Origin of the sequence: Streptomyces sp. NPDC032161, from assembly GCF_040636995.1 — a bacterium.
In the GTDB taxonomy this organism is placed as follows: domain Bacteria; phylum Actinomycetota; class Actinomycetes; order Streptomycetales; family Streptomycetaceae; genus Streptomyces.
This window is the reverse complement of record NZ_JBEZVN010000064.1, coordinates 1-17,587: the sequence shown is the minus strand read 5'-3', so window position 1 is coordinate 17,587 and position 17,587 is coordinate 1. Positions and strand designations below refer to the sequence as shown.

Annotated in this window: 17 protein-coding genes and 1 pseudogene; 10 read left to right on the top strand and 8 right to left on the bottom strand. The window is 68.8% G+C overall.

Annotation, left to right across the window (positions count from 1 at the left end):
* Window positions 1–408: 408 nt before the first annotated feature.
* The 5 genes from AB0E67_RS35210 (at window position 409) to AB0E67_RS35190 (ending at window position 5,104) form a co-directional block, all read left to right on the top strand.
* The gene (locus AB0E67_RS35210) at window positions 409–609 is read left to right on the top strand and encodes a hypothetical protein (RefSeq protein ID WP_362034761.1); all 201 of its coding nucleotides are present in this window, start codon (window positions 409–411) and stop codon (window positions 607–609) included.
* A 16-nt stretch (window positions 610–625) separates the two neighbouring features.
* The gene (locus AB0E67_RS35205; protein WP_362034759.1) at window positions 626–2,536 is read left to right on the top strand and encodes an FAD-dependent oxidoreductase; all 1,911 of its coding nucleotides are present in this window, start codon (window positions 626–628) and stop codon (window positions 2,534–2,536) included.
* A complete protein-coding gene (locus AB0E67_RS35200; protein WP_362034757.1) occupies window positions 2,533–2,757 on the top strand; it encodes an FAD-dependent oxidoreductase in 225 nt (74 codons plus the stop codon). The genes AB0E67_RS35205 and AB0E67_RS35200 overlap by 4 nt, the downstream gene beginning before the upstream one ends.
* Window positions 2,754–4,583: a thiamine pyrophosphate-binding protein gene (locus AB0E67_RS35195; RefSeq protein WP_362034755.1), complete on the top strand. Its 1,830-nt coding sequence runs from the start codon at window positions 2,754–2,756 to the stop codon at window positions 4,581–4,583. The genes AB0E67_RS35200 and AB0E67_RS35195 overlap by 4 nt, the downstream gene beginning before the upstream one ends.
* A gap of 128 nt (window positions 4,584–4,711) precedes the next feature.
* Window positions 4,712–5,104 (top strand): helicase associated domain-containing protein, encoded by a 393-nt coding sequence (locus AB0E67_RS35190; RefSeq protein ID WP_362034754.1) that lies wholly within the window; start codon window positions 4,712–4,714, stop codon window positions 5,102–5,104.
* Window positions 5,105–5,138: 34 nt separating this feature from the next.
* On the opposite strand, the gene AB0E67_RS35185 is transcribed toward AB0E67_RS35190, so the two are convergent.
* From AB0E67_RS35185 to AB0E67_RS35170, 4 genes and pseudogenes are all read right to left on the bottom strand, one after another.
* Window positions 5,139–6,077 (bottom strand): hypothetical protein, encoded by a 939-nt coding sequence (locus tag AB0E67_RS35185; RefSeq protein WP_362034753.1) that lies wholly within the window; start codon window positions 6,075–6,077, stop codon window positions 5,139–5,141.
* A 113-nt stretch (window positions 6,078–6,190) separates the two neighbouring features.
* Window positions 6,191–6,541, bottom strand: a complete 351-nt coding sequence (locus tag AB0E67_RS35180) for a peptidase inhibitor family I36 protein (RefSeq protein ID WP_362034751.1) — start codon at window positions 6,539–6,541, stop codon at window positions 6,191–6,193.
* A gap of 262 nt (window positions 6,542–6,803) precedes the next feature.
* Entirely contained in the window at window positions 6,804–7,022 is a 219-nt protein-coding gene (locus AB0E67_RS35175) for a hypothetical protein (RefSeq protein ID WP_362034750.1), read from the bottom strand.
* Window positions 7,023–7,439: 417 nt separating this feature from the next.
* Window positions 7,440–8,650: pseudogene (locus AB0E67_RS35170) on the bottom strand (PP2C family protein-serine/threonine phosphatase).
* A gap of 191 nt (window positions 8,651–8,841) precedes the next feature.
* Between AB0E67_RS35170 and AB0E67_RS35165 the strand changes: the two are divergent.
* Window positions 8,842–9,447, top strand: a complete 606-nt coding sequence (locus AB0E67_RS35165; protein WP_362034748.1) for a hypothetical protein — start codon at window positions 8,842–8,844, stop codon at window positions 9,445–9,447.
* Between the two features lie 438 nt (window positions 9,448–9,885).
* Window positions 9,886–10,128: a hypothetical protein gene (locus AB0E67_RS35160; protein WP_362034747.1), complete on the top strand. Its 243-nt coding sequence runs from the start codon at window positions 9,886–9,888 to the stop codon at window positions 10,126–10,128.
* A 512-nt stretch (window positions 10,129–10,640) separates the two neighbouring features.
* On the opposite strand, the gene AB0E67_RS35155 is transcribed toward AB0E67_RS35160, so the two are convergent.
* A complete protein-coding gene (locus AB0E67_RS35155) occupies window positions 10,641–10,856 on the bottom strand; it encodes a hypothetical protein (RefSeq protein ID WP_362034745.1) in 216 nt (71 codons plus the stop codon).
* Between the two features lie 509 nt (window positions 10,857–11,365).
* Here AB0E67_RS35155 and AB0E67_RS35150 point away from each other — a divergent pair.
* The gene (locus AB0E67_RS35150; protein ID WP_362034743.1) at window positions 11,366–11,869 is read left to right on the top strand and encodes a hypothetical protein; all 504 of its coding nucleotides are present in this window, start codon (window positions 11,366–11,368) and stop codon (window positions 11,867–11,869) included.
* A 421-nt stretch (window positions 11,870–12,290) separates the two neighbouring features.
* Here AB0E67_RS35150 and AB0E67_RS35145 read toward each other — a convergent pair whose 3' ends face one another.
* On the bottom strand, window positions 12,291–12,929 hold the full coding sequence (locus AB0E67_RS35145; RefSeq protein WP_362034742.1) for a TetR/AcrR family transcriptional regulator: 639 nt from the start codon (window positions 12,927–12,929) through the stop codon (window positions 12,291–12,293).
* A 61-nt stretch (window positions 12,930–12,990) separates the two neighbouring features.
* On the opposite strand from AB0E67_RS35145, the gene AB0E67_RS35140 reads away from it, so the two are divergent.
* Together AB0E67_RS35140 and AB0E67_RS35135 are read left to right on the top strand one after the other, a co-directional pair.
* Entirely contained in the window at window positions 12,991–14,325 is a 1,335-nt protein-coding gene (locus AB0E67_RS35140) for a GH1 family beta-glucosidase (protein WP_362034740.1), read from the top strand.
* 404 nt (window positions 14,326–14,729) lie between these two features.
* A complete protein-coding gene (locus AB0E67_RS35135) occupies window positions 14,730–15,101 on the top strand; it encodes a hypothetical protein (protein ID WP_362034739.1) in 372 nt (123 codons plus the stop codon).
* Between the two features lie 229 nt (window positions 15,102–15,330).
* Here the strand turns inward: AB0E67_RS35135 and AB0E67_RS35130 are convergent, their stop codons facing one another.
* Both AB0E67_RS35130 and AB0E67_RS35125 read right to left on the bottom strand, forming a co-directional pair.
* Entirely contained in the window at window positions 15,331–15,864 is a 534-nt protein-coding gene (locus AB0E67_RS35130; protein WP_362034738.1) for an AAA family ATPase, read from the bottom strand.
* 702 nt (window positions 15,865–16,566) lie between these two features.
* The gene (locus AB0E67_RS35125; RefSeq protein WP_362034736.1) at window positions 16,567–17,223 is read right to left on the bottom strand and encodes a hypothetical protein; all 657 of its coding nucleotides are present in this window, start codon (window positions 17,221–17,223) and stop codon (window positions 16,567–16,569) included.
* Window positions 17,224–17,587: the final 364 nt, after the last annotated feature.

Below are 17,587 nucleotides of genomic sequence, written 5' to 3'. Positions count from 1 at the left end.
CACCCCCCAGGTCATCCACTTCGACAGGGGGCACACAGCCATACCGGACCCGGGGGCCAGGCACCCCATTGCGGGGCCACGAAAAAGGTAACGGGTGGCCTCCTGGTCGTGGTGTTCGGGGGCGGATGTGGGGCCGGGGGTGGGGGGTCGGGTGCGGGCTTTGAGGCTGTCGGGGGTGGCCCAGTCGGCGGATGGTGGTGCGGGCGGGATCAGATCGGGCAGCGCCAGCGCTGTGAGGTCGGCTTCCTCGTAGCGGGAGAGCTCCCGGGCGGCTTCGGTGGCGGTGATCGCGTTCAGGCGCAGCGCGGTGGTGGGGGTGGTGGCGGGGGCGAAGAGCAGTTCGAACTGGTCCAGCGGCGCTGGTCCAACGACGACGCTTTCACCCCCGGGGAAAGCCGGTCCGACCAGGTGGTCGCCAACGGCTTCGACAAGGTCACCGGACTCGCCGGCGAGGCCTCGATCGAGCTCGCGGACGGCACCCTCGGCACGGTCGACATGAAGCGCTTCGTCCGCACAACGGGCGCGCTCTACGCCTTCACCCCCTCGATCAGCACACTGCGGCTGCTCGCCGAGGGCGAGGACCTCCCCAACAAGCCGGTCGGCTCCTGAGCGGCGAGGAGAAGCCATGAACGAGAGCCCCACCGTCGAGGGCACGGCCAACGACCGCGCCCGCCAGCAGACCTGCTGGCAGCTGGCCCGCGAGCTGCTGCTCGTCGGCCCGGACGACAAGGACCTGAAGCTGCGCTACCTCGACGTCCTGATCAAGGAGGGCATCCCGGAGACCGACGAGCCCAAGGACGTGCTGGTCGTCGGCGCCGGGATCGCCGGTCTGGTTGCCGGGAAGCTGCTCAAGGACGCCGGGCACAACGTCACCATCCTGGAGGCCAACACCAACCGGGTCGGCGGGCGGATCAAGACCTTCCGCTCCACCGACGACGAGCAGGACGGCCCGTTCTACGACCCGGAGCAGTACGCGGAGGCCGGGGCGATGCGGCTGCCCAGCTTCCACCCGCTCACCCTGGCCCTGGTCGACAGCCTCGGCCTGAAACGGCAACTGTTCTACAACGTCGACGTCGATCCCGGCACCGGCACCGGCACCGGCAACCAGAACACGCCCGTCCCGCCGGTGGTCTACGAGTCCTTCGAGGACGGCAAGGTCTGGAAGTACGGCGAGGACAGCCCGGACTTCCGCGAGCCGGTCAAGCGCTTCAACAGCTGGATCCGCACCAACCGGATCCAGGCCCGCCGCAGCGAGTACGCCGCCGACCCGAGCAGCGTCAACGAGGGCTTCCCTCTCACCGGTGACGAGGCGCGGATCACCGCCGCCGACCTGGTCAACCAGGCCCTGGAGCCGGTCCGCTACTACTACTCGTACATCGAGAACGGCAAGCGGGTGCGCAAGCCGTTCGCCGAGTGGCTGGACGGCTGGGCACGGGTGATCCACGACTTCGACGGCTACTCGATGGGCCGATTCCTGCGCGAGTACGCGGGCTTCAGCGACGAGGCCATCGAGGCGATCGGCACGATCGAGAACATGACCTCGCGGCTGCATCTGTCCTTCTTCCACACCTTCCTGGGCCGCAGCGACATCAACCCGGACGCCACCTACTGGGAGATCGAGGGTGGCAGCTGGAAACTGCCCCACGCCCTCGCCATGGCTCTCCAGGACGAGCTCGAAATGGGCGAGCGGATGATCCGGATGGAGTACTGGGACCCACGCCACGACGGCGGGGGCGGCCAGGACGTCGGACCGAACGAGCCGCAGGTCGCCGTCCACACTGTGCCCGAGGACACCCCAGAGGCCGAACCCGCGGTCTGGAGGGGTGACTTCGCGATCGTCACCGTCCCGTTCTCCGCGCTGCGGTTCGTCCAGGTCTCGCCCCCGTACTCGTACAAGAAGCGACGGGCGATCATCGAGACGCACTACGACCAGGCCACCAAGGTGCTGCTGGAGTTTTCCCGCCGGTGGTGGGAGTTCACCGAGGCGGACTGGAAGGACGAGCTCGACTCCATCGCCCCCGGCCTGTACGAGTACTACCAGCGGGCCGGCGAGGAGGACGCCGAGGCAGCCGCGCCGGCCACGTACAACGGACACAACGGGCACCGGCCGCCGCCCAATCTGCCCGGAGTGCTGCTCGGCGCCCACCGGAGCGTGGACTCGAGCCGGATCAGCCAGGAGCAGTTGGACGTCTTCCGGCACACCCCGCTGCGCCGGGCGAGCGTACGCCCCGCCACCAACTGCTTCGGCGGCGGTTCGACCACCGACAACCCGAACCGCTTCATGTACTACCCCTCGCACCCGGTGCCCGACAGCGACGGCGGCGGCGTGGTGCTGGCCAGCTACAGCTGGTCGGACGACGCGGTGCGCTGGGACTCGATGGCCGACGCCGAGCGGTACGTGTACGCACTGCGCAACCTCCAGTCGGTGCACGGCCGGCGGATCGAAGTGTTCTACACCGGCTACGGCAGACCCAGAGTTGGCTGCGCGACCCTTACGCCTTCGGCGAGGCGGCGGTGTACACCCCGCACCAGATGACCAGCTTCCACCTCGACGTGGTCAAGCCGGAGGGCCCGGTGCACTTCGCCGGCGAGCACGTCTCACTCAAGCACGCCTGGATCGAGGGCGCGGTGGAGACCGCCGTCCGCGCGGCAATCGCCGTGCACGAGGCACCCGCGCCACCGCCCCGCGCCAAACCGGAGATCCGGCCCGAGGTGCGGACCCGTCACGCACGCAAAGCGGAGGTGTTGAGCAGATGAGCAGCAACGTCGAATGGACGGTAGGCCGTTACCTGGCCACCAGACTGGAACAGTTGGGCATCCGGTACCTGTTCGGGGTGCCGGGCGACCACCTCGGCCCGTTTCTGACGATCATGCACGCCACCACCGGAGTGCGCTGGGTCGGCACCCCGACCGAGATCGGTGGCGGCTACGCCAGGGTGCGGGCCGCCGACGCGGACCTCGCCAAGGGCGAGCAGGGCGTCGCCGCCGTCGCGGTCACCTACGGCGTGGGCGCGTTCAGCCTGCTCAACCCGATCGGCGGCGCGTATGTCGAGTACGTGCCGGTAATCGCGATCAACGCGGCGCCGTCGTACGAGCAGTGGCTCAACTACCAGGCGGTCGGTCTGCTCACCTCGCACATGAGCCAGCGCCGGGAGAGCAATCTGGAGGTCTACCGGCAGGTCACGGTGGACGCGCAGGTGATCTCCAACCCCGGGCTCGCGCCCTCGCAGATCGACAGCGCGATCACCGCCGGCCTGACCGAGCGCAGGCCGGTCTACCTGGAGGTGATGGACGACCTCTGGAACGCCCCGTGCGCCGCCCCGCAGGGCGAACTCCGTGGCCAGGAACGGCCGTTCACCATGAAGAACGAGGAAATGCTCGCCAAGGCGGTGGAGGCCTCGGTGAAGCTGGTCGAACGGCTCGGCACTCCGGTGCTGTGGGCGGGCGAGGAGATCGAGCGGAACCGGCTGGAGCAGGAGCTGGTCTCGCTGGTGCAGCTGACCGGCATCCCGTTCTGCACCACCGTCGGTACGAAGTCCGTGGTCTCCGAGAACACCCCGGGCTTCATGGGCGTCTACAACGGCAAGGCGAGCCTGCCGGAGGTGCGCAAGGCCTTCAAGGCCGCCGGGTGCCGGATCGGCCTGGGCACCTGGTCGACGTCGAAGAACCTCGGGGGCGAGAAGTCGATCGGCGACGACTGGATCGTTGCCGCCCGCGAGGGCGTCAGCGTCGGCGCGCAGTACTTCCCGGACGTCCAGCTGGCGCGGTTCGTCCCGGCGCTGCGGGACGCGCTGGGAGTCGCTTTCGGCAAGCGGGCGTTCGAGACCGACCTCTTCGCACTGGCACACGCCAAGGACCGGCAGGTCCCGGCGAGCACGATCGCCTTCTTGACCGGCCTGAGCAGCACGGACTACCCCGAGGAGCTCACGTACGACGGGTTCTTCCAGCACATGAACGCCTTCCTGCTGAGCCAAGCGCAGGGCGACGGCCCGGAGGCCACCTCGCCGTTCACGGTGGTCTCGGACGCGGCGTTCGCACTGTTGGGCTCGATGAATCTACGGACGGCGGAGCGAGCGAGTTTCGTGGCGCAGAACAGCTGGCTGGCCATCGGCTACTCGGTCGGCGCGGCCACCGGGGTGGCGCTGGCCCGCCAGCAGCCGCTCAAGCGGCCACTGGTGTTCGTCGGGGACGGCTCGTTCCAGGAGATCTGTCAGGAGCTGTCCACCCACGTGCGCCACCACCTGCGGCCGGTGGTCTTCGTCCTCGACAACGAGGGCTTCTACGGCATCGAGCAGATGCTGGTCAACCCCTGCTACTACGAGCAGAAGCCGTCCGACGGGGCCGACTTCTACAATGTGCTGCACCCGTGGCAGTACGAGAAGCTGGCGGAGGTCTTCGGCTCGGAGAAGGACCGGATGCACGGGCGGGAGCTCACCACCCACACCGAGCTGGAGTCGCTACTGCTCGACATCGCCGATCCGGGCAATGACATCAACCGTGCCCCGGTCCTGGCCCGGGTCCGGCTCAGCCGGCACGACTACCCACGGGCACTCCAGTACAAGATCGACGAGCAGTGCAAGTAGCCGCCGGCCGGCACCGGTCCGAGGACCGGTGCGCGCCGCGCCCGTACTCAGTTGGAGAATCCCGTGTGCTGCTGTGTTTTGCGGCCCCCGGGATCCGATGATGGTCGCGGAGTAGGTGCCCGTTCAACGTGATCGACCTCGGACGCTGGATCAGCGCTCAACGACACGGGTGGGAGCAGCTGGTGGCCGCGCGGCAGTGGCTTCCGGAGAACAGCCTGGGGCTCGAACCGGCTGCGAAGGAGGAGCGGGTGGCGAAGCGGACGCAGGATGCGAAGTGGGCGGTCAACCTGGCCGCCGCCCGGCAGTTCCACGCCCGGGAAGGGCATCTGATGGTGCCGCGCAAGCACGTCGAGCACGTGGCGCAGCTGGGCGCGGAGGCGGGCCTGGTGGGCGGGCAGAACGGCGTTGACGGGGCCGTGGTGGTCAAGCACGGCACGTGGCTCGACAACGTCCTCAAACGCGTCGGCAAGCTCACCGAGCAGCGGCGTGCGGATCTGGATGCCCCCGGCGCGCGCTGGTAGACGGGTGCCGGTGGGCCCGCATTGCAATGCCGCCTCAGGAATCTGGTGCCGCGATCGTCGAGGGGGCCGGTACGGGGCCAGGTGGGGTGACGGTAGCCGCCAGCCGTGCCGCTGCCTCGGCGTTGAGGCGCCGGAAGTCTGCGACTTCGGTGGGGTGGCGGTCGATCCAGTGCTGCGTGGCCTGCTCGTACAGGCTGCGGTGCGTCTTCGAACGGCCCACCTGGCGGTCGCACTCGGCCGTGGCGACAGCGAGCGCGATGGCCTGGGCCCGGGGCAGGGTGCTCGCCCGAGCGCGGGCTTCCTCCGGGGTGGCGAAGTGGCGGCCCCGGGCTTGTAGGCAAGTGCTCCAGCGGGCGGTGGCCTCCTTGTACTCGGGGCTCTTCCTGACCGCCTCATCCACGGGGCGGAAGCGGGCGTTCACGAAGGTGTCGGCTCGGGTCCACTTCTCGTAGTCGCCGAACAACCTGGTGCGGGCCTCTGCGAAGCACCCGGCCGTCGGGTGTTCCATGGTGCCCACTCCGGGGACAACGACCTTGATCCTTTCTTGTCCGGGCGGCCCCATCAGGGCCTTGTCCCAGGCGTCACGCCGCTGTCGGGACAGCCCCGCGAGGTACGCCTGCTCCTGGCGCTCCGCGCGGGAGGCCGACCGCGCGGGGACATCGGGGACGGGGCTGAAGCCCTCGCGCCGGGCTCGGGGCACATCGTCCAGGTACAGCTCCGAATTGTTCCTGGCGGTCTCAGCCCGCAGTTCGGCGGGGTCGGTGCGGTCGTAGAAGAAGGAGAAGCCCTGTCGGGACATGCAGTCCCGTAACGTGGCCCGTTCCGCGTCCGCGAGCAGCGCCCTGGTCTCGGCGGGCAGGTCGAGGGCGTCGGGCCGCGCGGACGCCGGGACGGGGGAGGGTGCCGAAACCGGCGGGGTGGAACAGGAAGCGGCCGTGAGAACGAGTGGGACGGCGGCAAGGAGGGGGATCACGGCTCGGGCGGTAGCACTGCGCGTCATGAGGGCCCTTTCAGTACCCGTGCTGGACGTGGGGGCGGTACGGGCCCGACACGGCCCGTACCGCCCGCACGTGGACATTGCGTCTTTCAGCAGGTGGATACCTTGCTGAGCGACGCCAACTGCTTCGCCGGGTTGTGCTGGTACCACACGGTGCCGGGGCGGGAGCAGGCGTAGACAGAGCCGCTCGTCCGGCTGGGACTGGAGTGGAGCTTCATGGCGTACGAGGACATGCGGTTGAAGGAGGAGTTGTCGTTCTTGTACACGAGCGGCGGCACAAGATCGACGTTCCAGCTGAACTTCTCCCAGGCCCCTTCATGGTTGGGCTTGGTCCACACGCAGTAGTTGCCGGACGGGCAGTCGTGCACGGCCGCTTGCGCGGCGGGGGCGGACAGCAGAGCCCCTGCGGCAAGCCCCGCTACAACGAGTACCGATGACACAGCTTTCCTGATCAGTGCACTCACCTCGATTGACGAATCCGTGCCCAAGGGCACGAAGGACAGAGGGGGCCGGGCGGTGCCGTTGCACCGCCTGGCCGTTCCGGGCGGTGGTCCGGCCGGTTTTGGACACGCAGCCAACGATGTACGGCCGACTGCCTGTGCGATCGCGGTCATCGCGCCTGCGACCACCGCCGTTCCACCGTGGTCGACCGACCTGGAAGAAACTTTCGACAAACCTTCAATCGCGTGAACCCGGGGCGGTTCAGAACCTCTCCTGCTCCATCGCCTGCTTCACCGCCTGCGCGGCTGGAGAGAACCCCTCTACCAGTGCAGAAGTACGCCCCTTCGTCCTGCGGTAATAGATCCACCCACGGCGCTCTGCCCACAGCAGAGCGCGATCCAACGAAATCAGGCAGCCGACGGCGGCGACGCCGATTGTCATCACAATCACCGTGCTTCTCATACCGCTGAAACGCAGCAATCCCCTAGCGTGTTCCACGCTCCAGCAGTACGACAAAGGCAACTCTCTTGAAAGCAACGCCGTTTGAGAATGCCGAGGGACATCGCTCTCAGGCGATGACAACCCTGCAGGTCAGCAGCTCTCTGTCTGCCAGATGCGCTGCGGCAGGAAAGCTGGCCCGGCTGGTCGGGCTTGTGCGCTCGTGCGGCGGCCTGCCCACCTCGACGGCCAGCCACCCTGCAGGCAGCCGGCCGTCCCGAGTCGCAGCGGCAGTGCCGTCATTTCCCTTCAACATTCACGATTCGTTTGATCAGCGACTGCCTCCGGAAACCACCGACAAACACTGCCCTGAAAATCAACGAAGCCAGCGATATCGTGGCGATCTTGATACACGGCTCGGGCGAGGAATGAGCGCAGCGCGGCTCGGCTCAAGCCGCGTCACCGGTGCTGCGGGTGCCAATCGAAGAGCAGGATGGTTGCGTCGTCCCGCAGTTGGTTGCGCTGGTGGTCGAGGATGGCGTGGATGAGCAGCCGCAGCACCTCGGCGGGGCGTTGGCCGGCGGCGGAGGAGCGGATGATGAAGTCAGTGAACCGGTCGAGGCCGAACTCCAGACCGTCCGCGTCGCGTGCCTCCACAACGCCGTCGGTGTAGAGCAGGACGTGATCTCCCGGTTGCAGTGTCGTCTCCTGGACCTGCCGGGCTGCCGGGGCGAGTTGGCCGGCTAGGCCGATCGGGGGCTGCGGGGGCTGTCCAGCGCCCCGTCGAGCACGCGCTCGGCACGGATCAGCAGTGGCGGAGGGTGACCGCAGTTGACCCAGTGCAGCACCCCGGTCTCCGCATCGAGTCGGCACAGCACGCCTGTGCAGAAGTGGTCGGGCAGCCACTGGGCGAGCGCCTGGTCGACGGCACTGACGACGTCGGCCAGGTCGCCACCGCCGCGGTGGGTGTTCCTCGCCGCCGCCATGGCGACCGACGTCGTCAGGCCGGAGGCCAGATCGTGGCCCATGGAGTCGAGGATCATGGTGTGCAGCACGTTCTTGACCACGGAGTGGTCGAAGGCGTCGCCGGCGACGTCGTACGCCGGTTCCAGGACCGCGGTCGAGACGCCCCTGCTGCTGCCGACTGTGTGGGGTGGCAGGAAGGCCCGCAGCGTCTCAGCGGGCAACCGCATGGTCGCGGTTCGGATACGGGCGGCGAGCCAGTCGCTGTAGGCGCGCTTGGAGGTGATCAGCATGGCGAACAGATGGGCCAGCATCCGGCTGCGACGCATACGCACCCCGTCGAGCGAGACGGCCCACACAGCCAGCACACCCAGCCGCTCCGCACCGTCGACCAGAGGCATCCAGACGATCACGCCGTCGTCGGCATCGGCCACTCGCGGGGAGGCGGTGCGGTACGCCCAGCCGGCCAACGAGCCGGCCACCGGCAGCGGCTCCAAGGCCTCGTCGAGTGGGATGAGCAGCCGTTGTTGGAGGTCCACGAGGTGGATCAGCACGGTGTCCAGGCCGAGGGCCGAAGCGCACCGGTTCGCCAGGGCGGACAGTTCGAACGGCAGAGCCGTCTGCGCCTCGGTGATCAGTTCTTCCAGCTGACTCTCGTCAACGGCGGCGTCGGGACCTGCGGACGCGTGCGGCGGTGGGTCTGACACGGGGATCACCCCTTCCGCGCCCAGTCTCACACCGATCCCGACCTCTCTCACGTCAGGCACGATCGCGCCAGGTGCGGCCGCGGCGAGGGCTGTTCCGTGTCACCGAAGGGCGAGCACGGCCGCGACGCCTGCGGCACATTGCAGGGCCGGCCTTCGACGTCGAAGACCTCGAGGCACCGCAGGACAACGTCATGGTCTTCCACCGAGCCGGCGGTATCGGGAAGTCGACGCTCTCCCGCAAGCCCGAAGCCGCTCTCGCCGACCCCGCCGGCCGCCCCTCGCCATGGGAAGATCCCGCCTGGCCCGAAGGACACGTCCTGCCCATGCGCATCGACCTCGCGCACTCGGCCGACGCCGACTTCGAACATGTCGTCCTCACCAACCGGCTCGCGCCCACCGGCCTCGGTCGGCCCCTGCCCGCCTTCGACATCGCGCTGCGCCGCTACTGGGACCACCAGCACCCCGGCGAGGGCCTGGCGGAGCACCTGCGCCGCGGCGGCCTCGCCTGCCGGTTCGGCCAAGCGCTGCCGCAGCAGATGCAGTCCGCGCTCGGAGACGTCGCCCAGGCGCTGCTTCTGCCCGGCACCGTCTTATCCGTCATCGGTGAAGTGACCGGGTCACTGGTCCGGGCCCTGCGCGAGCGCCGGCAGACCGCCCGCGCGCTCGTCCGGTGCACGCGCCTGGCCGGCCTGCTGGAGGCGGAGCCCGATGTGGACGCCCTGTCCTATCCACCCGCACCTGCTCGCCTGGGGTCTCGCCCAGCTCCCGCCCAGCGGGTCGTGCCAGTCATCCGGTAGTTGCCGTGAGCGCCTGCGGCGATGTCTCCGCAAGAGAGGCATCCGTCACCGCATCACCCGCAAAGGCCCCGAGTGACGATCGCCGATGTCGACTCTCCGGGCACTGGCCTGGTTGTCGCGCAGTGTCGCTCGGCCTACGGGCGAGCTGCGCGACTGCAAGAAGCACCGCAATCGCTCCACGAGTGGTCCATGTCCTCTCCGGGCACGTTCTTGTCCGGATCCGGTGGTGGGACGGCCCTTCACCGAGACCCATCGGGAACCGAGCGTTGGCGCGAGGTCGCTGTGTGAGTGATTCCGCCAGCACGGTCGGGGAGCAGTGCACGCGTTGCCGGAGGATCGGTGTGCTCGTCCGCTAGTCTCCTGGGCACCGCGCCTTCGCCGACGAGCGAACGTGCAGGTGCCGCAGCTCATCCATTCCGGCAGTAAGGGATATCGTCCATGGCCGTGTGCGAGGTCTGCCACAACGACTACGAGCTGGCGTTCGAGGTGCGTGCCGCAGGAGGGGCGGTCCACGTCTTCGACAGCATCGAATGCGCCGCCCAGAAGATCGCCCCGACCTGTGTCAACTGCCAGTGCCGCATCCTCGGCCACGGTATGCAGGCCGACGGGCAGTTCTTCTGCTGCGCACACTGTGCGCGTGAAGTGGGCTTTTCCCGATCCCAGCTCGTGGATCACGCCTGAACCCCCGGTCCAGTCGCCGGAGCAGACGGCGGAGCACCCTTCTATGTGGCGCGGGCAATGGCGGTGCGGGCTCTGAGGCGGGTCCGGCACGGTGATCCCGGTCCGCCGGTGAGCGATGCCTTTATGCACGCCACGTACTGGCGTTCCGCACACGGGACGGTTGGTCCGGGGTACGGGCGTCCACGGGCGCAGATCTCCACCGAGCGGGCAGCCCGCGGCAGGTCCCGCCGCGGGTTGTCGGCCCGCTGGAGCCAAGTGCGTACCAGCTTGCCGGAGGCGGGCGGAGATCATCTGGGGAGTCTGTGCAGAGGTCCTGAACACGTGGTTCGTCAACCGGGTCGGCAGTCCGCCGCCCCCAGAAATGGCGTAACGACGGGTCACCTCGTCGGCGGGGTCGGCCTTCTTGACCAGGGCTACGGCGATGTGTTCGTCGAGGTCGGCGATCAGCTCATCGCGGCTCTCCTCGTCGAGGCCAGCCGTCTCGCGCGCCACGGCGGCCAGGTAGCTCCTCATCAACGGATGCTGTGCGGTCTTGATGCAAAGTCAGCTTCCATGCGATGGTCCGGCATCACCGGCTCCACCCTGGCGTCGGAGTGCTCGAACACCTGCGTCAGATGGGCGGGAGGCGTCACCAGCGCCTCGTGGCCGGCGTCGACCCGGGCGCAAAGGACCGGCAGCATGGCCCGTGCGTGCCCCTGGGAGCCCGTGACCGTTGCGAGAACCCGCATGAGCTGGCCTTCCGTATGTCGTCGGTCGGACCGTGAGCCCGGGGAGTCCACGGCGCCCGGCGTCGGGGAAACGCCGTTCGCAGCCGTCGGCGGGACGCCTGGTGGCTGAGATGGCGGCCAGACCCAGCGGCGCCGACCGGAATCTGGCCGTACTCCCCGGCCGGCGGAGAGCGCTCGGCCCGGTCCGGGCCCGCGTGTTCGGTGCCGCGGCCGTTGCGCTCACCGCCCGGGGGAATCGCCCGTCCGTCTGTACCAGCGCCACCGGGTGCTGTGAGCGCACCCGCCGGGCGAGGAGTACACCGTCCGCCCGGTGGAGTGCCCTTCCACGGGGCGCCGCCTCCGGCACGGCCCGGCCGGGAACGATGAAAGCGCCGTAGACCGCGTGGGCGGCGGCATCCCAGGCTGCGGCCGCCGGGAGGAGGAAGGCATGTATGCGGAAGGAGACCGGCCGCGTTCGGCCGGAGGCTGACAGACCAGCGACGCACGGGCCGGCCGTTGCGGTCCTCGGAGTGTCCGGCGCCGGGAAGTCCTCGCTGGCGGCCGAGTTGGGCAGGCGGGGCCTGCACGCGGTCGACGCCGACACGGTACTGGCCCGGTGGGTGGACGACGCCGGCAAGCCCGCCGAGTGCCCGTCCGAGCCGGCCGGGCGGTGGCGGGTGAGCCACTTCTGGCACTGGGACCCCGACAGGCTCCGCGCTCTCCTGGCCGACACCACCGACACGCTGTTCGTCTGCGGCAACACCGAGAACATCGAGGAGTTCATCCCCTGGCTCGACCTGGTGATCCTGCTGGAGATCGACGTTTCCACGATGCGCCGACGGCTGGACGAGCCCACCCGCGACATCGACTGGGGCCGCTCCGGCGATGCCCAAAAGGCGCTCACCGACTGGGCTCCTGGATTCCAGGCCAGGATGCGGCGGATCGGAGCCACAGTCGTGGACGGCCGGCTCCCCCTGGCAACCGTCGCCGACGAAGTCGTCCGCCTGGCGCAGAACACTGTGCCGCAGAACTGAGAGCCACCCGCCGGCGGGCCCACCCGGGTAACGCCCCGACCAGGACCGGAGCAGGATCACGGCGGGCAGTACCGCACGGCCAAGGCCATCGAGAACCGGACCTGCCGCTGGGGGCTGCTGAGGAACGGGCGCCTCCCCACCCGGTGCGCCGAAGCGGGAGCGTCCTCCGGCAGCACGTCGCTGATGCGCTCGACGCGACCACGACAGCGACCGAGCGACCCCGGCCGTTCGCGCTCTCGGCCGCGAAACACGCCTTGACCACCGACTCGAACCGAGGGGCGTCCCGTAGTCCCTGGTGGGTCAGCGCGCGGCGTCGGATGCGGTGCATCGCAAGGCGGAGGGGCGCCCGCATGCTGGATGCATGTGGCCGTTCCGACAACGCGGCGAGGTGCCGTAGCCGTCGTCGCGCGCCCGCCAGGGGTTACGGAACAGCCCTTGGTTCACCAGGGGGCCGGATGCGATCGTTCAGATAGCTGTTGAGAACTCGTTTGCACTCGGCGATCAGCTGGGAGTCGCCCTGCGGATCAGTACGGAAGGCCAGTTTCAGCACGCTGTCCGCGCACTCCAGGGCCACCCGCACAGCGATCTCAAGTCCGGCGTCGCCCTGGACCCCGGTCAGTGCGCGCAGCCGTTCGGCGACCGCGGTGTTGTTGTCCAGGACCGGCTCCAAGATGTGGTCCTGCCCCGCCGCGCCGAAGTCGACCACGCCGAAACCGGTGATCGTCCGGCGCATGGCGACGAACTCGTCGACGGTCACGTCCACGACGCCCGAGATGTCATCGGGCTTCTCGTGCTCGAGCCGGGCCGCGACCCGCTCCAAGAAGGTCTCCAGATTGCGGGCGGCGAGCGCGCCGATCAGCCCCTCCCTGTCGGAGAAGAACTGGTAAAGGGTGCCGATGGGCACCTCGGCTCTGCGGGCCACCTCCTTGGTGGTCAGCGCGGCATAGCCGACCTCGTCCAGGAGTTCGGCGCAGGCGTCCAGCAGCCGTTCGAAACGTTCGGCGCTGCGCTTCTGGACCGGCAGCCGGCGCAGCGTCCCTGCGGTGCGATCTTGATTCACGCTTCCATCATCCCAGAGGTCGGCTTAACATGAGCACTACTCGTGTTTCAGGAGGTTGGGCGTGACACTGGACCATCTGCCCGCGGACTTCATCTGGGGCGCCTCGACGGCGTCGTATCAGATCGAGGGCGCCACCAAGGAGGACGGCCGCGGACCGTCGGTATGGGACACCTTCACCGCCCGCCCCGGTACGGTCCGCGACGGGCACACCGGTGACGTGGCCTGCGACCACTACCACCGGTACGAGGAGGACCTCGCGCTGATGGCCGAGGCGGGCCTCACCGGCTATCGCTTCTCCATCGCCTGGCCCCGGATCCAGCCGACCGGTAGAGGTGAGGCCAATCCCCGGGGCCTGGACTTCTATGACCGACTGGTCGACGGCCTGCTCGCACGCGGCATCGAACCTGTCCCGACCCTGTTCCACTGGGACCTCCCCCAGGGCCTCGAGGACGGCGGCGGCTGGCTGAACCGCGACACCGCGCACCGCTTCGCCGAGTACGCCGCCATCATGGCCGACAAGCTGGGCGACCGCGTCCAGAAGTGGATCACACTCAACGAGCCGTTCATCCACATGGTCTGGGGCTACGGCCTCGGCACCCACGCGCCGGGCCGCACCCTGTTCCTGGACTGCCTGCCGGTCGCCCACCATCAGCTGCTCGGCCACGGCCTGGCGCTGAGAGAGCTGCGGGCACGCGGCCTCCAGGTGATGATCGCGAACAACTGCACCCCGGTCTGGCCCGCCTCGGACGCTCCCGCCGACCGCGCCGCCGCGCGGGCCTATGACAACCTGCACAACCGCCTGTTCAACGACCCGATCCTCACGGGCACCTACCCCGACCTGTCGGCCTTCGGCGCGGACACCGCCCTCGGCGGCTCCGTCCGGGACGGCGATCTCGAACTGGTCTCGGCCCCCCTGGACGCGCTCGGCATCAACTACTACAACCCGACCCGGATCCAGGCGCCGACGTCCGAGGGGCTGCCGTTCGCAGAGGCCCCCATCGAGGGCTACCGCCACACCGCCTTCGACTGGCCCGTCGTCCCCGACGGTCTACGGGAACTGCTCGTCGACCTCAAGGAGCGCTACCCGGCACTCCCGCCGGTCTACATCACCGAGAACGGCTGCTCGGCCGAGGACGTCATCACCTCGGACGGCACCGTTCCCGACCTCGACCGCATCGACTACTTGGACACCCACCTCCAGGCCGTCGACGCCGCCGTGGCCCAGGGCGTGGACGTACGCGGCTACTTCACCTGGACCCTGATGGACAACTTCGAATGGGCCGAGGGCTTCCACCAACGCTTCGGTCTCGTCTACGTCGACCACGACACCCAGGTCCGCACCCCGAAGGCGTCCTTCGCGTGGTATCGCGACCTCATCCGCGCTCAGCGCGGTTGAGCCGCCCGCCGAACTCGCACGCATTCCGTACGCGCTCCGGCGGATCCCGGATGCCGAACTCGCACCCGAGCGGGATCAGCAGGAACGCCACGTCCATCTGCAGCAAGGCGACGATGAGGCGGAAGTCGTCAGTCGGGACCGGGGCCGCCGCTTCCACTGCGTCTCGCGGCGGGCGCGTGGCGGGACCCTGGTCCGGGTGCGGCACAACCAACAGGCTGCCGGAACAACGTGCGAGGAAGGAGCAGCCGAGGAGAAGGAGCAGCCGTGGAGAAGGAGCCCCGCTGACCAATCCGGCAGCCTGTCGCACTATCTTGGGCCAGATGTATCCGCAGCAGCCGCACACCGCCCCTGTACCGGAACCCTCTCCCGCCTTGCCCCCGAAGTCCCGAAGCCGTACCACAGTCGTGGTTGTCTCCTTGCTGCTGGGGCTCGCGCTCGGCGGCGGGGCAGTGGCGGTCGTGTGGGCCCTCAGTGACACTGGCAGCAGTTCCGCAGATGAGGCTGATCCGCACGGTGACGCCAGTGCCGCCTGCCGGGCACTCGACGGATTCGACGAGTCGAAGTACACGGCGAAGGGCTCGGCCGGCGAGATCGCCATGAATCGGTATGCCGCGGCGGGAGCACTCTCCGCTTCGGCCGCCGCGGGGGATGCTGCGTACCGGCCGCTCGCCCAGGCCATCCGCCGCTCTCAGAACCGTCATGCCCAGGTCTTCGACTTCGACGAGAAGGTGAAGAAGGACCTGGACGAGGCCCGCAGTATCTGCAAGGGCCTGTAGCCCGGCCCTGCCAGGGGCTTCACGCCCCGGGAGGAGAACTCGCCATGCTGCTCGGAGGGTTGGCGCGGCTCCCTGCAAGGGCAGCCGACCCGGTCCTGTCGGCGGGCGCGGCCGCCCTTCATGTCTACGGGCTGGGTGTGGTTCGCGCGGCCGGCGTCGGGCGATTCGGTGACCGGGCTCCCTCGTACGGATGCTTCATCCCTTGTCGAGGAACCACAGGCCGGAGGTGTCAGCGGTCGAGGGCCGGGAGGCCGTCCAGGCCGGTGTCGCGCATGATGCGCTCGACGCTCGCGGCGAGCGTGCTGTCCGCGCCGATGACGGTCTCGACTCCGCCGGACAGCAGATCGCGCGGCCGGTACAACTCCCTCAGCCGCGCCTCGCTGACATCGTCGGCAATCGGCTTCGTGGCGTGCCGGGCCACGGTTTCCTCGAACGGCACGTCCAAGTAGTAGCCGTGGGTCGGGCCGCGATGATCGGCACGCAGCCGGGCCAGCATGTCCCCGTAGTGGTCGGTGTACAGAATGCCTTCCACGACTACGTGATACCCGGTGTCCAGGGCGTAGCGGGCCGTCAGGTCGATCAGGCCGATGTTCGCCGCGCCGGGCCGGTCTCGTTCACGGAGCACGGTACGGCGGAGGTTGTCCTGGCCGACCACGGCCAGGCCACGACCGAACGCCCCGCGGAGGCCAGCCGCGACGGACGACTTGCCCGAGGCGCTGTTGCCCCGCAGGACGACCAGCCGGGTCTCTTCGGTGCCCACCATCACGCCGATCACGCTACCGACGGCCAATGACACCACCGGGGGTGTTTCTGGAACCCGCTGAAATCGATGCCTGAACGAGTGACACTTCCTCACATGCACGCGGGCGCAGTTCTATAAGGCGTGTTTCGAAAGTCCCGTCCGGTCTGCGACGCCTGGCACGGCGCCTCGCCACGTTGTCGGGATCGTCCGCGTACGCCCCGCACGAGGACGCCCTCCGCCTTGCGATGCACCGCACCGGACGCCGCAGGCCCCGGGACGACGCTACTTTCGAAACACGCCCCCTGGCTGCGGAAGCTCAACTCGCCTGGAGTTCATCGACCGCGGGCTGCTCACCGAGCTGAGGCGAACCCGGACGGATCGCTGCTGCTCAGGCTCGTTGGCGGTGCTCGCCACGGGTACTCCCGGGCGGGCGAGCCTATCCCGCCATTCACCTTCTGCGGGTGAGGTTCGGAGCTCCGGCGTGACACCGATCTCGGAAATCCCCTGGGTCATGACCGCATCGTGATCAACCTGGGCGTGACGACGCAGACTGGTCGGCAAGCCGAGCCACCGGTCCTGGTCAGTGAGACGTGACGCCATGCAGTCGAGACTGAGCAGCTGAGTTGGCCCTTTAGCGCTTGAGTCGCCCCCCCCCACAGAAAGGTGTTGTTGGCACGCGGGGTAGCGGTTGGTTCGCTGCCTGCCTGGACTTCGACAGAAGCCTCACCCGGCTCCGGGCGGCGGTCCCGCAACCTGCTTCGCCAGGCGTATCAGCCCGCCCAGACGGTCCTCGAGGGGGCCCGGGTCACGCAGCCCGGCGAACAGTACGGTCAGGATCCGGTCCTGCAGCTGCCAGCCCTCCAGATCCAGCTCGAGGGTCTGCGTACGGACCTCTTCGGTCACCAGTGTGCGGGCGCGGGTCGTTTCACGGGAGGCGATCCGGTAGCGGCGATCGAACAGGTCGCGCCCCCGCAGCGCCACGCCCATGGCGGGGCTGCGCGGGACCACCCGCACCGCGGGCAGGTCCTTGGCACGGCGCATGGGCCGCAGGTGCACGACGAGCGAGTGGTGGGCCTCGGCTCCCATCCCCATCCCTTCCCTACAGACCACCCATACGTCGACGCCGTCGATGCGCCGACGGGCCAGCATCCATGCCTGGGAGCCGCCGGGGCCACGCATGCTTCGGCGCACCGTGTCGGGCTGTGCCGGCCCCCGCTCATCGTCGATGATCCGCCAGCCGTACACCGTGGCCGCCGCTCGATGCGATCTGCGCGCCCGCTCCTCGGCCTGCCGCAGGCGCCGTTCCTCCCGAATCAGGAGGACCACAACGGCGCCCACGATCACGAGCCCTGCGGCGATCACGATCCCAATGATGAGCATCACCTATCAGTACCCCGTCCGATCCCAGCGGCGACAGGGTGCGGTGGACGGGCTCAGGTGAACCCGCGAACCGGCACGTTGAGTGGTCATATCGACGGGGCCGGTGCAGACATGAGTGCAGCCACCCTGATCGGCGTATAGAGACTGAAGATCACGCGATGGCCGCAGTTCACAGCGTCGGCCTCGCCCGTTGGCAGGAAGCATTCGACCTATGCTGTGCCAATGTCCGACAACGGCGCACCACCGAGCAGCTCGGGTGCTCAAGAGCCTGGGCCTTGTCCCCGAAGAGTGGACACCTGTTCGTGTCGTTATGCGGCAAGTGTCAGAGTAGCTGACTGCCGCTCGTAGGCGATCGGTGCCTGCT